This is a genomic window from Pseudomonas sp. 5P_5.1_Bac1, assembly GCF_025466015.1.
GTDB lineage: Bacteria > Pseudomonadota > Gammaproteobacteria > Pseudomonadales > Pseudomonadaceae > Aquipseudomonas.
Genome location: NZ_JANLNX010000036.1, coordinates 15,433 through 31,827, shown reverse-complemented (window position 1 = coordinate 31,827; position 16,395 = coordinate 15,433). Strand labels below are relative to the sequence as shown.

12 protein-coding genes, 4 tRNA genes and 2 pseudogenes are annotated in these 16,395 nt (G+C 61.3%); 7 read left to right on the top strand and 11 right to left on the bottom strand.

The window, feature by feature from the left end:
• Positions 1–44: 44 nt before the first annotated feature.
• Positions 45–2,492 carry an acyl-CoA dehydrogenase gene (locus NTD82_RS05835; protein WP_262128063.1) on the top strand — a complete coding sequence of 816 codons (2,448 nt, stop codon included), beginning with the start codon at positions 45–47 and terminating at the stop codon, positions 2,490–2,492.
• 76 nt (positions 2,493–2,568) lie between these two features.
• The gene (locus NTD82_RS05830; protein WP_095155595.1) at positions 2,569–2,979 is read left to right on the top strand and encodes a PA2817 family protein; all 411 of its coding nucleotides are present in this window, start codon (positions 2,569–2,571) and stop codon (positions 2,977–2,979) included.
• Positions 2,980–3,158: 179 nt separating this feature from the next.
• On the opposite strand, the gene NTD82_RS05825 is transcribed toward NTD82_RS05830, so the two are convergent.
• The 4 genes from NTD82_RS05825 to NTD82_RS05810 all read right to left on the bottom strand — a co-directional run bounded on the left by NTD82_RS05825 (position 3,159) and on the right by NTD82_RS05810 (position 3,574).
• Positions 3,159–3,234, bottom strand: a tRNA-Gly gene (locus tag NTD82_RS05825).
• A 4-nt stretch (positions 3,235–3,238) separates the two neighbouring features.
• Positions 3,239–3,314, bottom strand: a tRNA-Glu gene (locus NTD82_RS05820).
• A gap of 106 nt (positions 3,315–3,420) precedes the next feature.
• A tRNA-Gly gene (locus NTD82_RS05815) sits at positions 3,421–3,496 on the bottom strand.
• A gap of 2 nt (positions 3,497–3,498) precedes the next feature.
• Positions 3,499–3,574, bottom strand: a tRNA-Glu gene (locus tag NTD82_RS05810).
• Between the two features lie 332 nt (positions 3,575–3,906).
• Here NTD82_RS05810 and NTD82_RS05805 point away from each other — a divergent pair.
• Positions 3,907–4,674 (top strand): hypothetical protein, encoded by a 768-nt coding sequence (locus NTD82_RS05805; RefSeq protein WP_095155594.1) that lies wholly within the window; start codon positions 3,907–3,909, stop codon positions 4,672–4,674.
• Between the two features lie 63 nt (positions 4,675–4,737).
• Here NTD82_RS05805 and NTD82_RS05800 read toward each other — a convergent pair whose 3' ends face one another.
• A complete protein-coding gene (locus tag NTD82_RS05800) occupies positions 4,738–5,220 on the bottom strand; it encodes a GAF domain-containing protein (RefSeq protein WP_262128062.1) in 483 nt (160 codons plus the stop codon).
• Entirely contained in the window at positions 5,217–6,107 is an 891-nt protein-coding gene (locus NTD82_RS05795) for an ATP-binding protein (RefSeq protein WP_262128061.1), read from the bottom strand. Before NTD82_RS05795 ends, NTD82_RS05800 begins: the two co-directional genes overlap by 4 nt.
• Before the next feature lie 83 nt (positions 6,108–6,190).
• On the opposite strand from NTD82_RS05795, the pseudogene NTD82_RS05790 reads away from it, so the two are divergent.
• A pseudogene (locus NTD82_RS05790) lies at positions 6,191–8,550 on the top strand (response regulator).
• Here the strand turns inward: NTD82_RS05790 and NTD82_RS05785 are convergent.
• On the bottom strand, positions 8,543–9,028 hold the full coding sequence (locus tag NTD82_RS05785) for a glutathione peroxidase (protein ID WP_262128059.1): 486 nt from the start codon (positions 9,026–9,028) through the stop codon (positions 8,543–8,545). The pseudogene NTD82_RS05790 and the gene NTD82_RS05785 sit on opposite strands and share 8 nt — an antisense overlap.
• A 32-nt stretch (positions 9,029–9,060) precedes the next feature.
• The gene (gene msrB, locus NTD82_RS05780) at positions 9,061–9,453 is read right to left on the bottom strand and encodes a peptide-methionine (R)-S-oxide reductase MsrB (RefSeq protein WP_095155589.1); all 393 of its coding nucleotides are present in this window, start codon (positions 9,451–9,453) and stop codon (positions 9,061–9,063) included.
• Positions 9,454–9,620: 167 nt separating this feature from the next.
• Here msrB and NTD82_RS05775 point away from each other — a divergent pair, with 167 nt between their 5' ends.
• The gene (locus NTD82_RS05775; RefSeq protein ID WP_095155588.1) at positions 9,621–10,832 is read left to right on the top strand and encodes a pyridoxal phosphate-dependent aminotransferase; all 1,212 of its coding nucleotides are present in this window, start codon (positions 9,621–9,623) and stop codon (positions 10,830–10,832) included.
• Between the two features lie 213 nt (positions 10,833–11,045).
• The gene (htpX, locus tag NTD82_RS05770) at positions 11,046–11,933 is read left to right on the top strand and encodes a protease HtpX (RefSeq protein ID WP_262128058.1); all 888 of its coding nucleotides are present in this window, start codon (positions 11,046–11,048) and stop codon (positions 11,931–11,933) included.
• Between the two features lie 57 nt (positions 11,934–11,990).
• On the opposite strand, the gene NTD82_RS05765 is transcribed toward htpX, so the two are convergent.
• Complete coding sequence (locus tag NTD82_RS05765; protein WP_262128057.1) at positions 11,991–12,644, bottom strand: thiopurine S-methyltransferase; 654 nt, start codon at positions 12,642–12,644, stop codon at positions 11,991–11,993.
• A gap of 104 nt (positions 12,645–12,748) precedes the next feature.
• Between NTD82_RS05765 and NTD82_RS05760 the strand changes: the two genes are divergently transcribed.
• Positions 12,749–13,516, top strand: coding sequence for a DODA-type extradiol aromatic ring-opening family dioxygenase (locus tag NTD82_RS05760; protein WP_262128056.1), 768 nt, complete (start codon positions 12,749–12,751; stop codon positions 13,514–13,516).
• A 76-nt stretch (positions 13,517–13,592) separates the two neighbouring features.
• Here the strand turns inward: NTD82_RS05760 and NTD82_RS05755 are convergent.
• Positions 13,593–15,288, bottom strand: a pseudogene (locus NTD82_RS05755) (DEAD/DEAH box helicase).
• A 319-nt stretch (positions 15,289–15,607) separates the two neighbouring features.
• Positions 15,608–16,360 (bottom strand): spermidine synthase, encoded by a 753-nt coding sequence (locus NTD82_RS05750; RefSeq protein WP_095155584.1) that lies wholly within the window; start codon positions 16,358–16,360, stop codon positions 15,608–15,610.
• Positions 16,361–16,395: the final 35 nt, after the last annotated feature.

The following is a 16,395-nucleotide window of genomic DNA, read 5'->3' as shown; positions in this document are numbered from 1 at the left end:
TGTGGGACGTACTGACACGTGCAAGGTTTCCAGGAGGAAAGACTATGTTGCTGTTGTGGTTAGTGGTGCTCGTGCTGGGCTCGGCCTGGCTGGCGCACCGACGGACACCGGCGTTGCCGGCCCTGGCGCTCATCGCGGCCTACGTGCTGGCGATGGGTATCTTTTCGCGGGCGCCTGGCTGGCTGACCGTCCTGCTCCTGCTGGTGGTGGCCGCTATCGCCGCGCCTCTGCTGCTCCCGGACCTGCGCCGCAAGCTGTTTACCGCGCCGATGTTCAACTGGTTCCAGCGCACCCTGCCGCCCATGTCGACCACCGAGCGCGAAGCGATCGACGCCGGCACCGTGTGGTGGGACGGCGAACTGTTCAGCGGTCGCCCGGACTGGAACACGCTGCTGAGTTATCCAAAGGCCGAACTGAGCGCCGAGGAACAGGCATTCATCGACGGCCCCACCGAAGAACTCTGCGCCATGGTCAGCGACTGGCAGATCGGCCAGGACATGGACCTGCCTGCCGAAGCCTGGGCGCATATCAAGGCACATGGCTTCTTCGCGCTGATCATTCCCAAGGAATACGGCGGCAAGGGCTTTTCCGCCTACGCCCACTCGCAGGTGGCGATGAAACTGGCCACCCGCAGCGGCGACCTCGCCTCCACCGTGATGGTGCCCAACTCCCTCGGCCCCGCAGAATTGCTGCTGCACTACGGCACCGATGAGCAACGTAACCACTACCTGCCCCGCCTCGCCCGTGGCGAGGAAATCCCCTGCTTCGCCCTCACGGGTCCCCTCGCCGGGTCCGATGCCGGTGCCATGCCCGACACCGGCATCATTTGCAAAGGACAGTGGCAAGGGCAGGAAGTCCTGGGTCTGCGCCTGAACTGGGAAAAGCGCTACATCACCCTCGGACCGGTCGCAACTCTGCTGGGCCTCGCCTTCAAGGCTTATGACCCCGACCATCTGTTGAGTGACAAGGAAGAGTTGGGAATCAGCCTGGCGCTGATTCCGACCGACACGCCCGGTGTCGACATCGGCAAGCGTCACCACCCGCTGGGCGCGGCATTCATGAACGGCCCCAACGCCGGCAAGGACGTGTTCGTGCCGCTGGATTTCCTGATTGGCGGCCAGGACATGCTCGGCAAAGGCTGGATGATGCTGATGAACTGCCTGTCGGTGGGACGCTCGATTTCCCTGCCGGCGGTAGGCACCGGCGCAGCCAAATTCACCAGCCTGGTCAGCGGCCAATACGCGCAGATTCGTGAACAGTTCAACGTGCCGCTGGCAGCCTTCGAGGGTATCCAGGAATCCCTGGCACGCATCGGCGGCAACGCCTGGCTGATGGACAGCGCGCGCATTCTGACCGCCAAAGCCGTGGACCTTGGCGAGAAGCCGTCGGTACTCTCGGCGATCCTCAAGTACCACCTGACCGAGCGCGGCCGCGAATGCATCCAGCACGCCATGGATATCCATGGCGGCAAGGGCATCATCATGGGCCCGAACAATTACCTGGGGCGCAGTTGGCAAGGCGCGCCGATCTTCATCACGGTCGAAGGCGCGAACATTCTCTCGCGCAACCTGATGATCTTCGGCCAGGGTGCAATTCGCTGCCATCCGTTCGTTCTCAAGGAAATGGCGCTGGCGGGACGGGAAGACCATGAGCAGGCGCTCAAGGAATTCGACACCTTGCTGCTGCGGCATATCGGTTTCGCCGTGGGCAATGCTGCCAGCACGCTGGTGCTCGGGCTTGGGCTGGGGCATTTTGAAAAAACGCCGGGTGACGCTCTGAGCCAGGGCTATTTCCGCGCACTCAATCGCCAGGCCGCGGCCTTCGCCCTGCTGGCGGATTTGTGCATGATGCTGCTGGGCGGCGAGCTGAAGCGGCGTGAACGATTGTCCGCACGGCTGGGCGATGTCCTCAGTCATCTGTACCTGAGTTCGGCGGCGCTCAAGCGTTATCACGACCTGAATTCACCGGAACACCTGCAACCGCTGCTGCGCTGGGCCATGGAAGAAAGCCTCGGCCAGGCGGAGAAAGCTCTGGACCGCCTGCTTGATAACTTCCCGAGTCGCCTGCTCGGCGGCGCCTTGCGGCTGATCGTGTTCCCCTTCGGCCGGCGCCATACCGGCCCCAGCGATGAACTGGACGCGGAAATCGCCGCACTGATCGGCCGCGCCGCCGGCGATCCGACCCTGGAAGCCTTGCTCGCCGGCTGTTATCGCCCGACCGATGCGCAGGATCCGGTGGGTGCCCTGCAGCACGCCTGCCAACTGCTTGCCGACAGCGCCGCATTGCACAAACAGTTACGCCACGCCCTGAAAAATGGCGAACTGACCGTGGAGGCCGGCGAACCGTTGATCGACGCGGCCGTGCGAGCGGGCGTCCTTGATGCCGAGCAAGCCAGTCAGTTGCACGCCGCCGAAACCGCACGCAGACGCGTGATCGACGTCGATGCCTTCGCCAAGGAGGAGTTGTTGCCTGTCGAAGGCAAGGTGCGCTGAGCACAATCCGACCGGGACATCGGGCGTCGGGAGCCGTATACTCCCGCGCCCGTTTTTGCTTTAGAGGATCGCCAGCATGGCCAATGCACACCTGGACTACCATCTCGCCCTGCTCAACCACCTGCGCAGCATCCTCGTCGCCCTGGGCGAAGCCGAACAAGTGCCGGAGGAAAGTCACGGCCTGTTCCTCGAACGCTTCGACGATCTGCTGGAGCAACTGCCCCACGATCCGCTGGAAAGCCAGTACCTGGGCCAGGACCTGATGTGCCAGGTCATTCAACGTTATCCACAGATCGCCCACCTGGTACCGCGCGACCTGTTGTGGTTCTTTGGCGGTGATTGCCTGCATTTCATGCCGGACGACGAACTGGACCTGTACCAGGCCCTGGAAGAACGCCGCTACGATGCCGAACAGAATGAAGAGCCGTTTGACTGGAACCAGGAAAAACAACTGCTGAGCATGTCGCTCAACGACAGCAAGCACTGATAAAGACGCCGCTCATTGAAGCGGCGTTTTTTTTGCCTGAATGCTTGATGGCACACAACGACGAAGCCCGCTTTCGGGCCCGCTGGACGTGAATGGATTTTTCCGCAGAAACGAAAAAAGGACCCGAAGGTCCTTTTTTCTTGGCTACAGGACTCGATTGAATCCTGTAGCACCATATTTGGAGCGGGAAACGAGACTCGAACTCGCGACCCCGACCTTGGCAAGGTCGTGCTCTACCAACTGAGCTATTCCCGCATATTGGCGTCCCCTAGGGGACTCGAACCCCTGTTACCGCCGTGAAAGGGCGGTGTCCTAGGCCACTAGACGAAGGGGACTCTGCCCAAAACATGCATCGCATGTTTCAGTGACCAGAGTTTAATCCTGAAGATTGAACCCTGGATTTCTTTACAAGCCCTGCCGTTAAGCAACGCCTTTGTAAACTGGAGCGGGAAACGAGACTCGAACTCGCGACCCCGACCTTGGCAAGGTCGTGCTCTACCAACTGAGCTATTCCCGCATTGGCGTCCCCTAGGGGACTCGAACCCCTGTTACCGCCGTGAAAGGGCGGTGTCCTAGGCCACTAGACGAAGGGGACACGCTACAACTTCACTCCCTGCCGCGTTTCGCTGTGTGCTTTACGCTGCAAGTGGCGCGCATTCTAGGGATGCTTTGAAAGGTCGTCAACCCCCAATTAGAAATTTATTTAAATCAATGACTTCGCCGTGTTTAGGACCGCCCGGGCAAGCCGCCCGCCCTATTCTTCCAGCCGTCGCTGCCGATAGAGGAAAGGACGGTAAAACAATTGCCCAAGTGTGACACAGGGCAAATTGCCATCAATCCTCCTCCGGCTTCCGCCAAACTGCTCTATCCGGGCAATAGGGAAGCCACTACACTCAATCGGTAACCCTGACTGACGAGGCGTGAACGGTGACACCACTATTGATTACCCTGCTTATCGTGGCGGGTATCGCCTTACTCATCGTGATCGGCTATCTGAATAACGTAGTCGAGAACAACAAGCTGGAGCGGGCGCGACTGAAAGTCGAGCTGGCCGAACGCTTGCGGCGTTGTGGCGAGATCACCGAAACGTTCCCGGGCCAGTTGATGACGCCGGCGCTCAAGCTGCTGCTGACTCGCCTTGAACTCAACCTCAACCAGCGCCAACTGTCGCTGGACAAGCACAACAGCAATATCCAGAGCCGTATCGCCGAGCTGGAAGCCCTGATCGCCCAGGGCGAATCGCTGCCGGTCAGCAACCCGCCCGGCCCGATCCAGACCGAAGCCCGCGCCAAGGATATCCGCTTCCTTCTGGAAGCTCTGCACAGCCAGGTCGTACGCGCCTGCCAGGAAGGCTTCCTGGCCACCAACGAAGCCAAGTACTGGGTCAAGGAAATCCGCCACATCCTGGTCAAGCTGCATATCGAGTTCTTCAATAACCTGGGTCAGGCCGCCTTGCAGCAAAACCAGCCCGGGCACGCCCGCCTCGCTTTCGAACGCGGCGTGCAATACCTGCGCAAGCAGCCGGAGCCCGCGCAGTACCGCGAACAACTGGAATACATGGAAAAGCTTCTGGCCCGCGCCAATGCCATGGTGCTGGACACCATCGAGCCGACCGAGAGCGACGTCAACGCACTGACCGAAGGCCTGAAGACGGACGAAGAAGAAAACTGGAAGAAGAAAGTCATCTACGACTGAGAACATCAGATACAAAGAAAGAGGGGCCGCAATGGCCCCTCTTCCGTTTCCGCCAATCGCCAATCAGCAATCGGTCGCCTGCAGGAAAATCCCCGCCAGATGCTCCAGCCCCGCCTGATCCTCGACGGTAAAGCGTGCGAGCTTCGGACTGTCCAGATCCAGCACGCCAATCAGGCGCCCGTCCTTGACCAGAGGAATCACCAACTCACTGTTCGACGCGCTGTCGCAGGCGATATGCCCGGGAAACGCATGGACATCCTCGACACGTTGGGTCTGCAGACTGGCAGCGGCGGCGCCGCACACACCCCGGCCGAAAGCGATTCGCACACAGGCGACCTGGCCCTGGAAAGGCCCCAGCACCAGTTCGCCATCGCGATTGAGGTAGAAGCCCGCCCAGTTCAGGTCATCGACCTGGTTATAGAGGAACGCGGAAAACTGTGCGGCATTGGCGATGAAGTCACGCTCGCCCGAGAGCAAGGCGTCCAGTTGCGCCGCCAGCAGCGCGTAGCCGCCAAGCCCCGCTCCCGCCGCATTCAAGTCGATCATTTGTGTTGCTCCAGCAGTTTGAGTCCGACCCAGTAGCGGGCGAACTGGTAGGCACAGCGGCCATTTCGATTACCGCGACCGGTTGCCCAGCGAATTGCGGCCTTTTCCAGGTCCTCGTCGCGCGCCCAGACCAGACCCGGCCCCTTGGCCAGTTCGCGGATCCAGTGCTCGACCACATTGAGGAAATGCTCCTGGGTAAACGGATAGAACGACAACCACAGGCCGAAACGGTCAGACAAGGCGATCTTGTCTTCTACCGCCTCGCTGGGGTGCAGTTCGCCATCCACCATCTTCCAGTTTTCGTTGTCGCTCTGTTTCTCCGGCACCAGGTGCCGGCGGTTGGAGGTGGCGTACAGCAGCACATTATCCGGGGCCTGTTCGAGCGAGCCGTCCAGCACGCTCTTGAGCACCCGGTAATCGCCCTCGCCGGCCTCGAACGACAGGTCGTCGCAGAACAGCACGAAACGCTGCGGCAACATGTGCAATTGCTCCACCACCCGCGGCAGGTCCGCGAGGTGATCACGCTCGATCTCGATCAGACGCAAACCGGCGTCGGCGTGCTCGGCCAGCAGCGCACGGACCAACGAGGATTTACCGGTGCCGCGCGAGCCCCACAGCAGCGCGTGGTTGGCGGGCACGCCATCGAGAAACTGGCGGGTGTTGCGCCCGAGCTGGTCGCGCTGCTGATCGACCCCGATCAGGTCAGACAACCGAATGTCCAGGCTCACTTCCAGCGGCGACAGGTAACCGCTGCGCCCATCGCGCTGCCAACGCGCCGCCAGGCAGCGGCTCCAGTCGATTTCCGGGCGCAGCGCCGGCAACAGCGGTTCGAGGCGGGCCAGGACACTTTCGGCACGTTCGAGAAATGCGGTCAAACGAGGGTCCACGAGAATTCCTCAAGTCATATTCAGGCGAAAAGGAGCAAGCTGAATGTGCGACAGTACATGCCAGCAGCCGGGGTTGATCGGCTATGCTTGCGCAGCGCATGGAATGTGGAACTGGCTCGGGACCATGGATATCAAGTTCACCAATCGCCTGTCGTACAAGCAAGCCCGGTTGACAGTCCTCGTCGGCTTCATCCTGGGGACATTGCTCAGTTTCATCCAGATCGGGATCGATTATGCCAGCGAAGACGCCTCCATCAACCGCGAGATGCAGGCATTGCTGGATATCAGCCACAACACCGCTTCGCGCATCGCCTACAACATCGACGCCGAGCTGGCCCAGGAGCTGACCCTCGGCCTGCTGCAATCGCCCGCCATCATCCGCGCCCAACTGGTCGACAACAACGACACGGTCCTCGCCGACATGCAGCGCCCTCGCCAGGAAAGCGCTTACCGCGTTTTCAGCGACTTCCTGTTTGGCAACAACCGCCAGTTCAAGAATCGCCTGTATCTCAGCCACATGCCGGACGAATACCTCGGCACGCTGTACCTGGATGTCGACACCTTCGCCTTCGGCAGCCGCTTCCTCAAACGGGCCGAAGTGACGCTGCTCAACGGCTTCGTGCGCAGCCTGGTGCTGACCGGCATTCTCCTCGCGCTCTTCTATATGATGCTGACCAAGCCATTGGTGCGGGTGATCAGTTCCCTGAGCAGCAGTGACCCGCACGACCCCAACCAGGGCAAGCTGCCCTTCCCCGTCGGCCATGAGCATGATGAGATCGGCGTGCTGGTCAAGGTCGCCAACCAGCAGTTCGTCACCATGGCCACCGAGATCAAGCAGCGGCGCAATGCCGAGAACCGCCTGACCGAATACCTCAACGAACTGGAAAACATTGTTTCCGCCCGCACCGACGAACTGAAGGCCAGCAACACGCGCCTGAGCCAGTCCAACGAGGAACTGGAAGACGCGCGACGACGCGCGCTGGACATGGCCCAGGCCCGCGCCGCCTTCCTGGCCAATATGAGCCATGAAATCCGCACACCGCTGAACGGCCTGCTCGGCATGATCGCGCTGTCGCTGGACAGCCCGCTCAACGCCGAACAACGTCAACAACTGGCCATCGCCCATGATTCGGGCAAGGTGCTGGTGGAGTTGCTCAACGATATTCTTGATCTGTCCAAGTTCGACGCCGGCCAGCTTGAACTGGAGCGAATCCCCTTCGACCTCGGCGCCCTGGTGGAAGACACCGCTAACCTGCTGTCGCAAAACACCGCGCCCAACGTCGAACTGACGTGCCTGATCGACCCGACATTCCCCGCCATGGTGCTCGGCGACCCGACCCGGGTCAGGCAGATCGTCAGCAACCTGCTGTCCAACGCCCTCAAGTTCACCCGCTTCGGACGGGTGGATGTGCGCCTGAGCACCTACAATGGCGGCGTGCGCATCGATGTCTGTGACACCGGCATCGGCATCGCCCCGGAAGCCCAGACCAGGATTTTCCAGCCCTTCATCCAGGCCGCCGCCGGAATTACCCGCCAATACGGCGGCACAGGCCTGGGCCTGACCCTGACCAACAACCTCTGCGAAGCCATGCAGGGACGCCTGAGCATCAGTTCCGAAAGCGGTTTCGGCAGCCAGTTCAGCGCGGAACTGCCACTGCCGAGCCATACCGGCGCCGTCACCTACGAGCGCCTCCACGGCAACGTGATCGCCCTCAGCAGCGCCAACAGCGGGCTGGCCGAGTTGCTGCAAACCCTGCTGCCGCGCTGGGGCGTGAATTATCAGCGGCACGATCGTATCGACGAGCTTGGCGACAGCAACCCGGACCTGCTGATTACCGACGATCTGGACAGCCTGATGAGCCTGCGCCCGGCCATCAAGGCGCCAATCCTGCTGATCACTGCCTACGGCAATTTCCTGCCCGGCGACCAGGCCACCAGCCTCGCCCCGCTACAGCAACAGGCCCGTCCCCTGGCCCGGAGCGCGTTGTATCAGGCACTGCGCCGGGTGCTTTCGCGCGTCGATGAAGGCGCCCCCACCAAACAAGCCGAAAAACCCGCCAGCGTGCGCCGGGCACGGATCCTGCTGGTCGAGGACAACCCGGTCAACCAACTGGTGGCCAAGGGCATGCTGGGCAAGCTCGGCTGCGAGGTGAGCGTCGCCGCACACGGCGCCGATGCCCTGGAGCAACTGGAACACGGGAGTTTTGATCTGGTACTGATGGACTGCAACATGCCGGTGATGGATGGCTACGAAGCCAGCCGGCGCATCCGCCAAAGCGGACGCTGGCCGAACCTGCCGATCGTGGCCCTCACAGCCAACGCCATGCCCGAAGAGCGCGAGCGCTGCCGGGCGGCGGGAATGAACGACTATCTGGCGAAGCCGTTCCGCCGCGAGGAACTGCTGGCCGTGATCGACCATTGGGTGCCGCCGGTCATTATTTGAGCAGCGCCTCGATATCGGCGCTCAGGGCATCAGGCTTGGTGGTGGGCGAATAACGGGAGACGGTGCCGGTTCGCGGATCGAGGAGGAACTTGGTGAAGTTCCACTTGACCCCCTTCGAGCCCAACAGGCCAGGCGCGCGCTTTTTCAACTCGACGAACAGCGGATGGGCATCGGCGCCATTGACGTCGACCTTCCTGAACAGCGGGAAGCTGACCCCGAAGTTCAGCTCGCAGAACTGCGAAATGGCCGTCTCGTCACCCGGCTCCTGCTTGCCGAACTGATTGCAAGGGAAACCCAGCACCACCAGGCCCTGCTCGCGATAGTGTTGCCAAAGCGCTTCGAGCCCCTTGTACTGGGGTGTGAAACCGCATTGGCTGGCGGTATTGACGACCAACACCGCCTTGGCGGGAAAGTCCGCCAGGGTCTTCTGCTCACCCTTGATGGTGGTGCAGGGGATATTCAGCAATTCACCAGCCATTCACATCGCTCCTTAATTGAATGAACGCGTTTTCAGCGCGGTACCAGGTCCAGGCACACCGAGTTGATGCAGTAACGCAGGCCGGTGGGTGGCGGTCCGTCGGGGAATACATGACCCAAATGGGCATCACACTGGGCACAGGTGACTTCGGTACGGATCATCCCGTGGGAGGTATCACGTATCTCGATCATCGCGCTGTCTTCGATCGGCTCGTAGAAGCTCGGCCAGCCACAGCCGGAGTCGAATTTTGCCTTGGAATCGAACAGTGGGGCCTGGCAGCAGATGCAATGGTAGACGCCATCGGTCCGGGTCGCGTTGTACTTGCCGCTGAACGGGCGCTCGGTACCTTTCAGGCGACAAACCTGATACTGATCGGGGTCGAGCATCGCACGCCATTCTTCAAGGGTTTTCTCTAACTTTTGCATGTGCAGGCCTCGGCAAATCAAAAAGCCCGTGCAGCTTCTTTTCGTCTGTACGGGTGGCACGTATTATTGCGCCTCAATTCAGGCGTCAGTCTGGCACCCGCGTTACTCGCATTTCAAACCTTTTCAAAGCGCAGTGCGCGGCGATCTTTTCCAAACGGGATCACATCATGCAGGTCAGCAAATCGAACAAGCTCGCCAACGTCTGCTATGACATTCGCGGCCCGGTGCTCAAGCACGCCAAGCGACTGGAAGAGGAAGGCCATCGTATCCTCAAGCTGAATATCGGCAACCCCGCGCCCTTTGGCTTCGAGGCGCCAGAAGAAATTCTCCAGGATGTGATCCGCAATCTGCCGACCGCCCAGGGCTACAGCGACTCCAAAGGCCTGTTCAGCGCCCGCAAGGCGGTCATGCAGTACTGCCAGCAGAAGCAGATCGACGGTGTCGGCATCGAGGACATCTACCTCGGCAACGGCGTTTCCGAACTGATCGTGATGTCGATGCAGGCCCTGCTCAACAATGGCGACGAAGTGCTGATCCCGGCCCCGGACTACCCGCTGTGGACCGCTGCGGTCAGCCTGGCCGGCGGCCGGCCGGTGCATTACCTGTGCGACGAGCAGGCCGACTGGTTCCCTGACCTGGAAGACATCAAGGCCAAGATCACCCCAAACACCAAGGCCATGGTGATCATCAACCCGAACAACCCCACCGGCTCCGTGTACTCTCGCGAAGTGCTGCTGGGCATGCTTGAACTGGCGCGCCAGCACAACCTGGTGGTGTTCTCCGACGAGATCTACGACAAGATCCTCTACGACGAAGCCATACACATCAGCAGCGCATCCCTGGCGCCTGACCTGCTCTGCCTGACCTTCAACGGCCTGTCCAAGTCCTACCGCGTGGCCGGTTTCCGCTCCGGTTGGCTGATCATCTCCGGGCCCAAGCAGCACGCCCAGAGCTACATCGAAGGCCTCGACATCCTGGCCAACATGCGTTTGTGCGCCAACGTGCCGTCCCAGCACGCCATCCAGACCGCCCTTGGCGGTTACCAGAGCATCAACGACCTGGTCCTGCCGCAAGGCCGCCTGCTGGAACAGCGCAACCGTACCTGGGAACTGCTCAACGACATCCCGGGCGTCAGTTGCGTCAAGCCGATGGGTGCGCTTTATGCGTTCCCGCGGATCGACCCGAAAGTCTGTCCGATCCTGAACGACGAGAAATTCGCCCTCGACCTGCTGCTCTCGGAAAAACTGTTGATCGTCCAGGGCACCGCCTTCAACTGGCCGTGGCCGGACCACTTCCGCGTGGTGACCTTGCCGCGCGTCGACGATCTTGAGCAGGCCATCGGTCGCATCGGAAATTTCCTGAAGACTTATCAGCAGTAGCCTACAGTCATACCTGTGTCTGAAAAGGCGCAGGTACTTTCCCCTATCACTTCCCCCTTTCCTACCTGCGGCTCTGGACCGCGGGTTGGATTGGTGTGTCCGTCTCCCTGACATGTACACAGTTTGAAATAGTCGCTCGGTTGAATCCCAAAGGCGCGCACCTTATATACCCGCATACGCTACATATCTATCCGTCAGGAGAACGTAACAACCATGATGCGCATTTTGCTGTTTGTGGCCACTAACCTTGCGGTCGTGTTGGTCGCCAGCATCACCCTGAGCCTGTTCGGCTTCAATGGGTTCATGGCGGCAAACGGGGTTGACCTCAAGCTCGATCAACTGCTGGTGTTCTGTGCGGTGTTCGGCTTCGCCGGCTCGCTGATCTCGCTGCTCATCTCGAAGTGGATGGCGAAGATGAGCACTGGCACCCAGATCATCACCCAGCCGCGCACCGGTCATGAGCAATGGCTGCTGCAGACCGTCGAGGAGCTGTCGCGCAATGCCGGTATCAAGATGCCGGAGGTGGGTATCTTCCCGGCCTACGAGGCCAACGCCTTCGCTACCGGCTGGAACCGCAACGACGCGCTGGTCGCGGTCAGCCAGGGCTTGCTGGAGCGCTTCTCGCGCGACGAAGTCCGTGCAGTGCTGGCCCACGAGATCGGCCACGTCGCCAACGGCGACATGGTGACCATGGCGCTGGTGCAAGGCGTGGTGAACACCTTCGTGATGTTCTTCGCGCGGATCATCGGCAACTTCGTCGACAAGGTGATCTTCAAGAACGAAGAAGGCCAGGGCATTGCCTACTATGTCGCGACCATCGTTGCCGAACTGATCCTGGGCATCCTCGCCAGCATCATCGTCATGTGGTTCTCGCGCAAACGCGAATACCGCGCCGACGACGCAGGTGCCCGACTCGCCGGCACGGGCGCGATGATCAGCGCGCTGCAACGCCTGCGCTCGGAACAGGGCATACCGGTGCAAATGCCAAGCACCCTGAACGCCTTCGGTATCAATGGCGGTCTGAAGCAGGGTCTGGCTGGCCTGCTGATGAGCCACCCGCCGCTGGAAGAACGCATCGAAGCACTGCGCCGTCGCGGCTAAGCGACACCGCAACGAAAAAGGGCGACCACAAGGGTCGCCCTTTTTTTCACTGCCGATTCAGCCCCGCAGCACGTAAACCCGCTCCAGCAAACGACTGACACCCGCCTGCAGAAACTTCCAACTCTGACCGAGAATGTCCTGCTCGTCCTCGGCGAGGATCTGCCAGCGCGGCGTGTACAGTCTCCGCACCTCCTCATCGGTGACGGCGAACGGAGGCCCGTCCAGCTGCGACTGATCGTAGTCCATGGTCACCAGCACGGCGCCACAACCAGCGGGCAGGATCGTCGCCAGATGAGCGGCATAACGCTCACGCATCTCTGGCGGCAGGGCGATCAGCGCGGCGCGGTCGTACAGGCCGACGCAATCAGCCACATCGGCGGCGCTCAACTGGAAAAAGTCTCCGCACCAGAGCTCGATGCCTTCACTGCGATAGCAAGTGAAGGCGCCATGCTCGAAGCGCTCAGGCTCCAGTTGCTGCTCGGCAAAAAAGTCCTCCACGGCACGCTGCGACAACTCCACCCCCAGCACCCGCAGCCCCTGCCCCGCCAGCCAGGCCAGATCCAGGCTTTTGCCACACAGCGGCACCAGCACCCGCCCACCGGCGTTGATACCCAGTGACGGCCAGTACTGCGCCAGATAGGAATTGACCTGCTCCTGATGGAAACCGATCTGGTTGCGCTCCCAGCGCTTGTGCCAAAAATCCGCGTGCATGCCGACCTCGAATAATTCGATCAAATACTGCGAAAACTTATATTAGATTTAGATCAATGATCTGCCTGAAGATGGTGGCCATCATAACCCTCAGGACTTCCGAGATGCTCCCCAGCCTGTTCATTTCCCACGGATCCCCCATGCTGGCCCTGGAACCGGGCGAAAGCGGTCCGGCCCTGGCCCGGCTGACTGCCGAACTGCCTCGGCCAAAAGCCATCGTGGTGGTGTCGGCACACTGGGAAAGCCACGACCTCTGGGTGACCAGCGCCCCAAATCCCGCCACCTGGCATGACTTCGGTGGTTTTCCACAAGCGCTGTACGCCGTGCAGTACCCGGCGCCCGGCGAGCCCGTACTGGCTGAGCGCCTGGTCGCGATGCTTGCAGACGCCGGCCTGCCCACCGGCCTCGATCCAAAGCGCCCGTTCGACCACGGTGCCTGGGTACCGCTGTCGCTGATGTACCCGGCGGCCGATATTCCGGTGGTGCAGGTTTCCCTGCCCAGCCTGCTCGGCCCGGCCTTCCAGGAGCGCGTGGGTCGTGCCCTGGCCCCGCTGCGGAAAGAAGGCGTGTTGTTGATCGGCTCCGGCAGCATCACTCACAACCTGGGCGAGCTGGACTGGCGCGCCAGGGATAACGGCGCCGCGCCCTGGGCGCTGGCGTTTCGTGACTGGATGGTGGAAAAACTGACAGCCAATGATAGCGCCGCTCTGCTCGACTATCGGCGCCAGGCGCCCTTTGCCGTGCGCAACCATCCGAGCGATGAGCACTTGCTGCCGTTGTACTTCGCCCGGGCCGCGGGTGAACGATTCGGCATCGAACACCAGGGCTTTACGCTAGGTGCGCTGGGAATGGACATCTACCGCTTCGATTGACCTTGCCCAACCTTCCGTCATCTCACAGGCAAAAAAAATCCCCGAACCAGTCGGGGATTTTTTATTCACTCGCGGATCAGTCTTCGCGATAACGGCGCAGCTTCAACTGCTTGCCGGCAACGCGGGTGTCCTTGAGCTTGGTCAGCAGACGCTCCAGACCATCTTCCGGCAGTTCAACCAGGCTGAAGCTGTCGCGCACCTGGATGCGACCGATAGCTTCACGGGCCAAGCCGCCTTCGTTGAGGATCGCGCCCAGCAGGTTCTTCGCGGCGATACCGTCGCGAGCACCCAGAGCGGTACGGCAACGCGCACGGCCTTCACCCAGCGGGATCGGCGCACGACGCTCACGCTCGCCACGCTCCGAACGCTCACCGGTACGCTCGCGCGGAGCGGAGGTCGGAACCAGCGGCTGCTCTTTCTCTACAGCTTCCAGGGTCAGGGCCTGACCGTTGGTGGCCTTGCGCAGCAGCGCAGCGGCCAGGGCACGTGGGCTGCAACCGATATCGGCGGTCAGGCGATCCAGCAGATCACCATGGGTCGATTCAGCGTCAGCAACCAGCGGCGCCAGGCTGTTGGTCAGTTTCTTGATGCGGGCATCAAGAACGGCCTGACCGTTCGGCAGGCGAACTTCGGCAACTTTCTGACCGGTAACACGCTCGATCACCTGCAGCATGCGGCGCTCACGTGGAGTGACCAGCAGCAGGGCACGGCCTTCGCGACCGGCACGGCCAGTACGGCCGATACGGTGAACGTAGGATTCCGGGTCGTACGGCATGTCAACGTTGAACACGTGAGTGATGCGCGGTACGTCCAGACCACGGGCAGCGACGTCGGTAGCGACGACGATGTCCAGGCGACCATCCTTGAGCGAGTCGATAACGCGCTCACGCTGGTTCTGGGCGATGTCACCGTTCAGTGCAGCAGCCTTGTAGCCTTTGGCTTCAAGAGCGCTCGCCAGATCCAGGGTGGCCTGCTTGGTGCGCACGAAAGCGATCAGCGCGTCGAATTCCTCGACTTCCAGCAGACGCAGGACGGCGGAAACCTTCTGGTCGGCGTGGACCATCAGGTGAGCCTGCTCGATGGCAGTTACGGTCTGGGTCTTGGTCTGGATCTTGACGTGCTTCGGCTCGCGCAGGTGGCGCTCGGCGATGGCACGGATCGAGGCCGGCAGGGTGGCCGAGAACAGAACGGTCTGACGGCTTTCCGGCATGGCCTTGAAGATGACTTCCAGGTCATCCATGAAGCCCAGTTTCAGCATTTCGTCGGCTTCGTCGAGAACCAGGTGGTTCACGGTAGCCAGGACTTTCTCGTCGCGACGCAGGTGGTCGCACAGACGGCCAGGGGTAGCGACGACGATTTGCGCGCCGTTGCGGATTGCTTTGAGTTGTGGGCCCATCGGGGCACCACCATATACAGCCACCACGGTAACGCCCGGCATCTGCTTGGCGTAGGTTTCAAAAGCGGTGGCTACTTGCAGCGCCAACTCACGGGTTGGCGCCAGGATCAGGGCTTGCGGCTCGCGCTTGCTCGGGTCGATACGATTCAGGATGGGCAGAGCGAAAGCGGCGGTTTTGCCGGTACCGGTCTGCGCCTGGCCGATCATGTCATGACCGGCGAGAATGATCGGGATGGATTGTTGCTGAATGGCCGAAGGCTCTTCGTAGCCAGTAGCGATTACGGCGGCAACAATACTTGGGTGAAGATTGAGAGCGGCGAAGCCGCCGATTTCCTGGGTCATGGGTCTGCCTCTAAGTGCATCCGCAAAGACCCATGCTCCAAAGCTGCACATGCCTTGTAAGACCCGAAGGTCACCCTGGCAGCTTTGTCGGCGGGGATTTGCGAAAACGATTGAAGATAAAAGAACGTCCAAGAAGAGTCCGCGATGCGGACGCGCAGCCGAAGCTGACTTCGGGAATTGCACGACTTGAACGAGGTCCGTTGAAAGACCGGCGCGCACTATACCCGATTTTGTCGCCTCCGTGAGACCTTTTTTCGGAAAACGACGAGCGCAAGCCTTGGAACGACAAGCCTTGCCGAACTCCAAGGCCCCAGGAGTGCCTGACACTGGGGCTGATAGCTGAAACGTTTTATTCAGGATGCCGGACGAATCACCTCGATCAACGGTTGCAGCGAGTAGCCCAGGCGCGGCGCCAGGGCCTCGGCGCGGGCCCGCAGGCCGGCCTGGTCAAGGGTCTGGTCAAGGTCGGCCGGCACCAGCAGGATCACATTGCCCTCCTTCACCGGCAGCTCCCAGTAATGACGATGGTAGAGCCCGCGCAGGAGTGCCGCGCCCAGTGGCTTGCCGTCATCGCCGGCCCACTGGTTGATCACCAGCCAGCCGCCCGGATTCAGATGTTTCTGACAGTTTTCCAGGAAGCTCCAGGCCAGATGCGCAACGCCCGGGCCGTGGTCAGTGTAGAGATCGACGAAAATCAGGTCAGCCATTTCCGCAGTTGGCAGCAGTTCCATCGCATCACCGACGCGGATATACAGACGCGGGTCGTCATCCAGACCGAGGTATTCGATGGCGAGGCGCGGCACGTCGGGACGCAGCTCGATGGCCTCGACGTCCTCCAGCGGCAGGAACTTCAGGCAGGCCTGGGTCAGCGTGCCGGCACCGAGGCCGAGAAACAGCGCGCTTTCCGGCAGCTCATGGCACAGCGCGCCAATGAACATGGCGCGGGTGTAGTCGTATTCCAGCCAGCTCGGGTCAGCGGTAAAGACGCAGCTTTGCTCGATCGCTTCGCCGAATTCGAGAAAGCGGTAGTCCTCGACCTCGAACACACTGATGGTGCCGAATTGATCGTGGACCTGCGCCAGCAGCCGCTCTTCCCGGTCTGTCATGCTGTCTCCCGGCAACCTGCGTGCCCAAGCAAAAG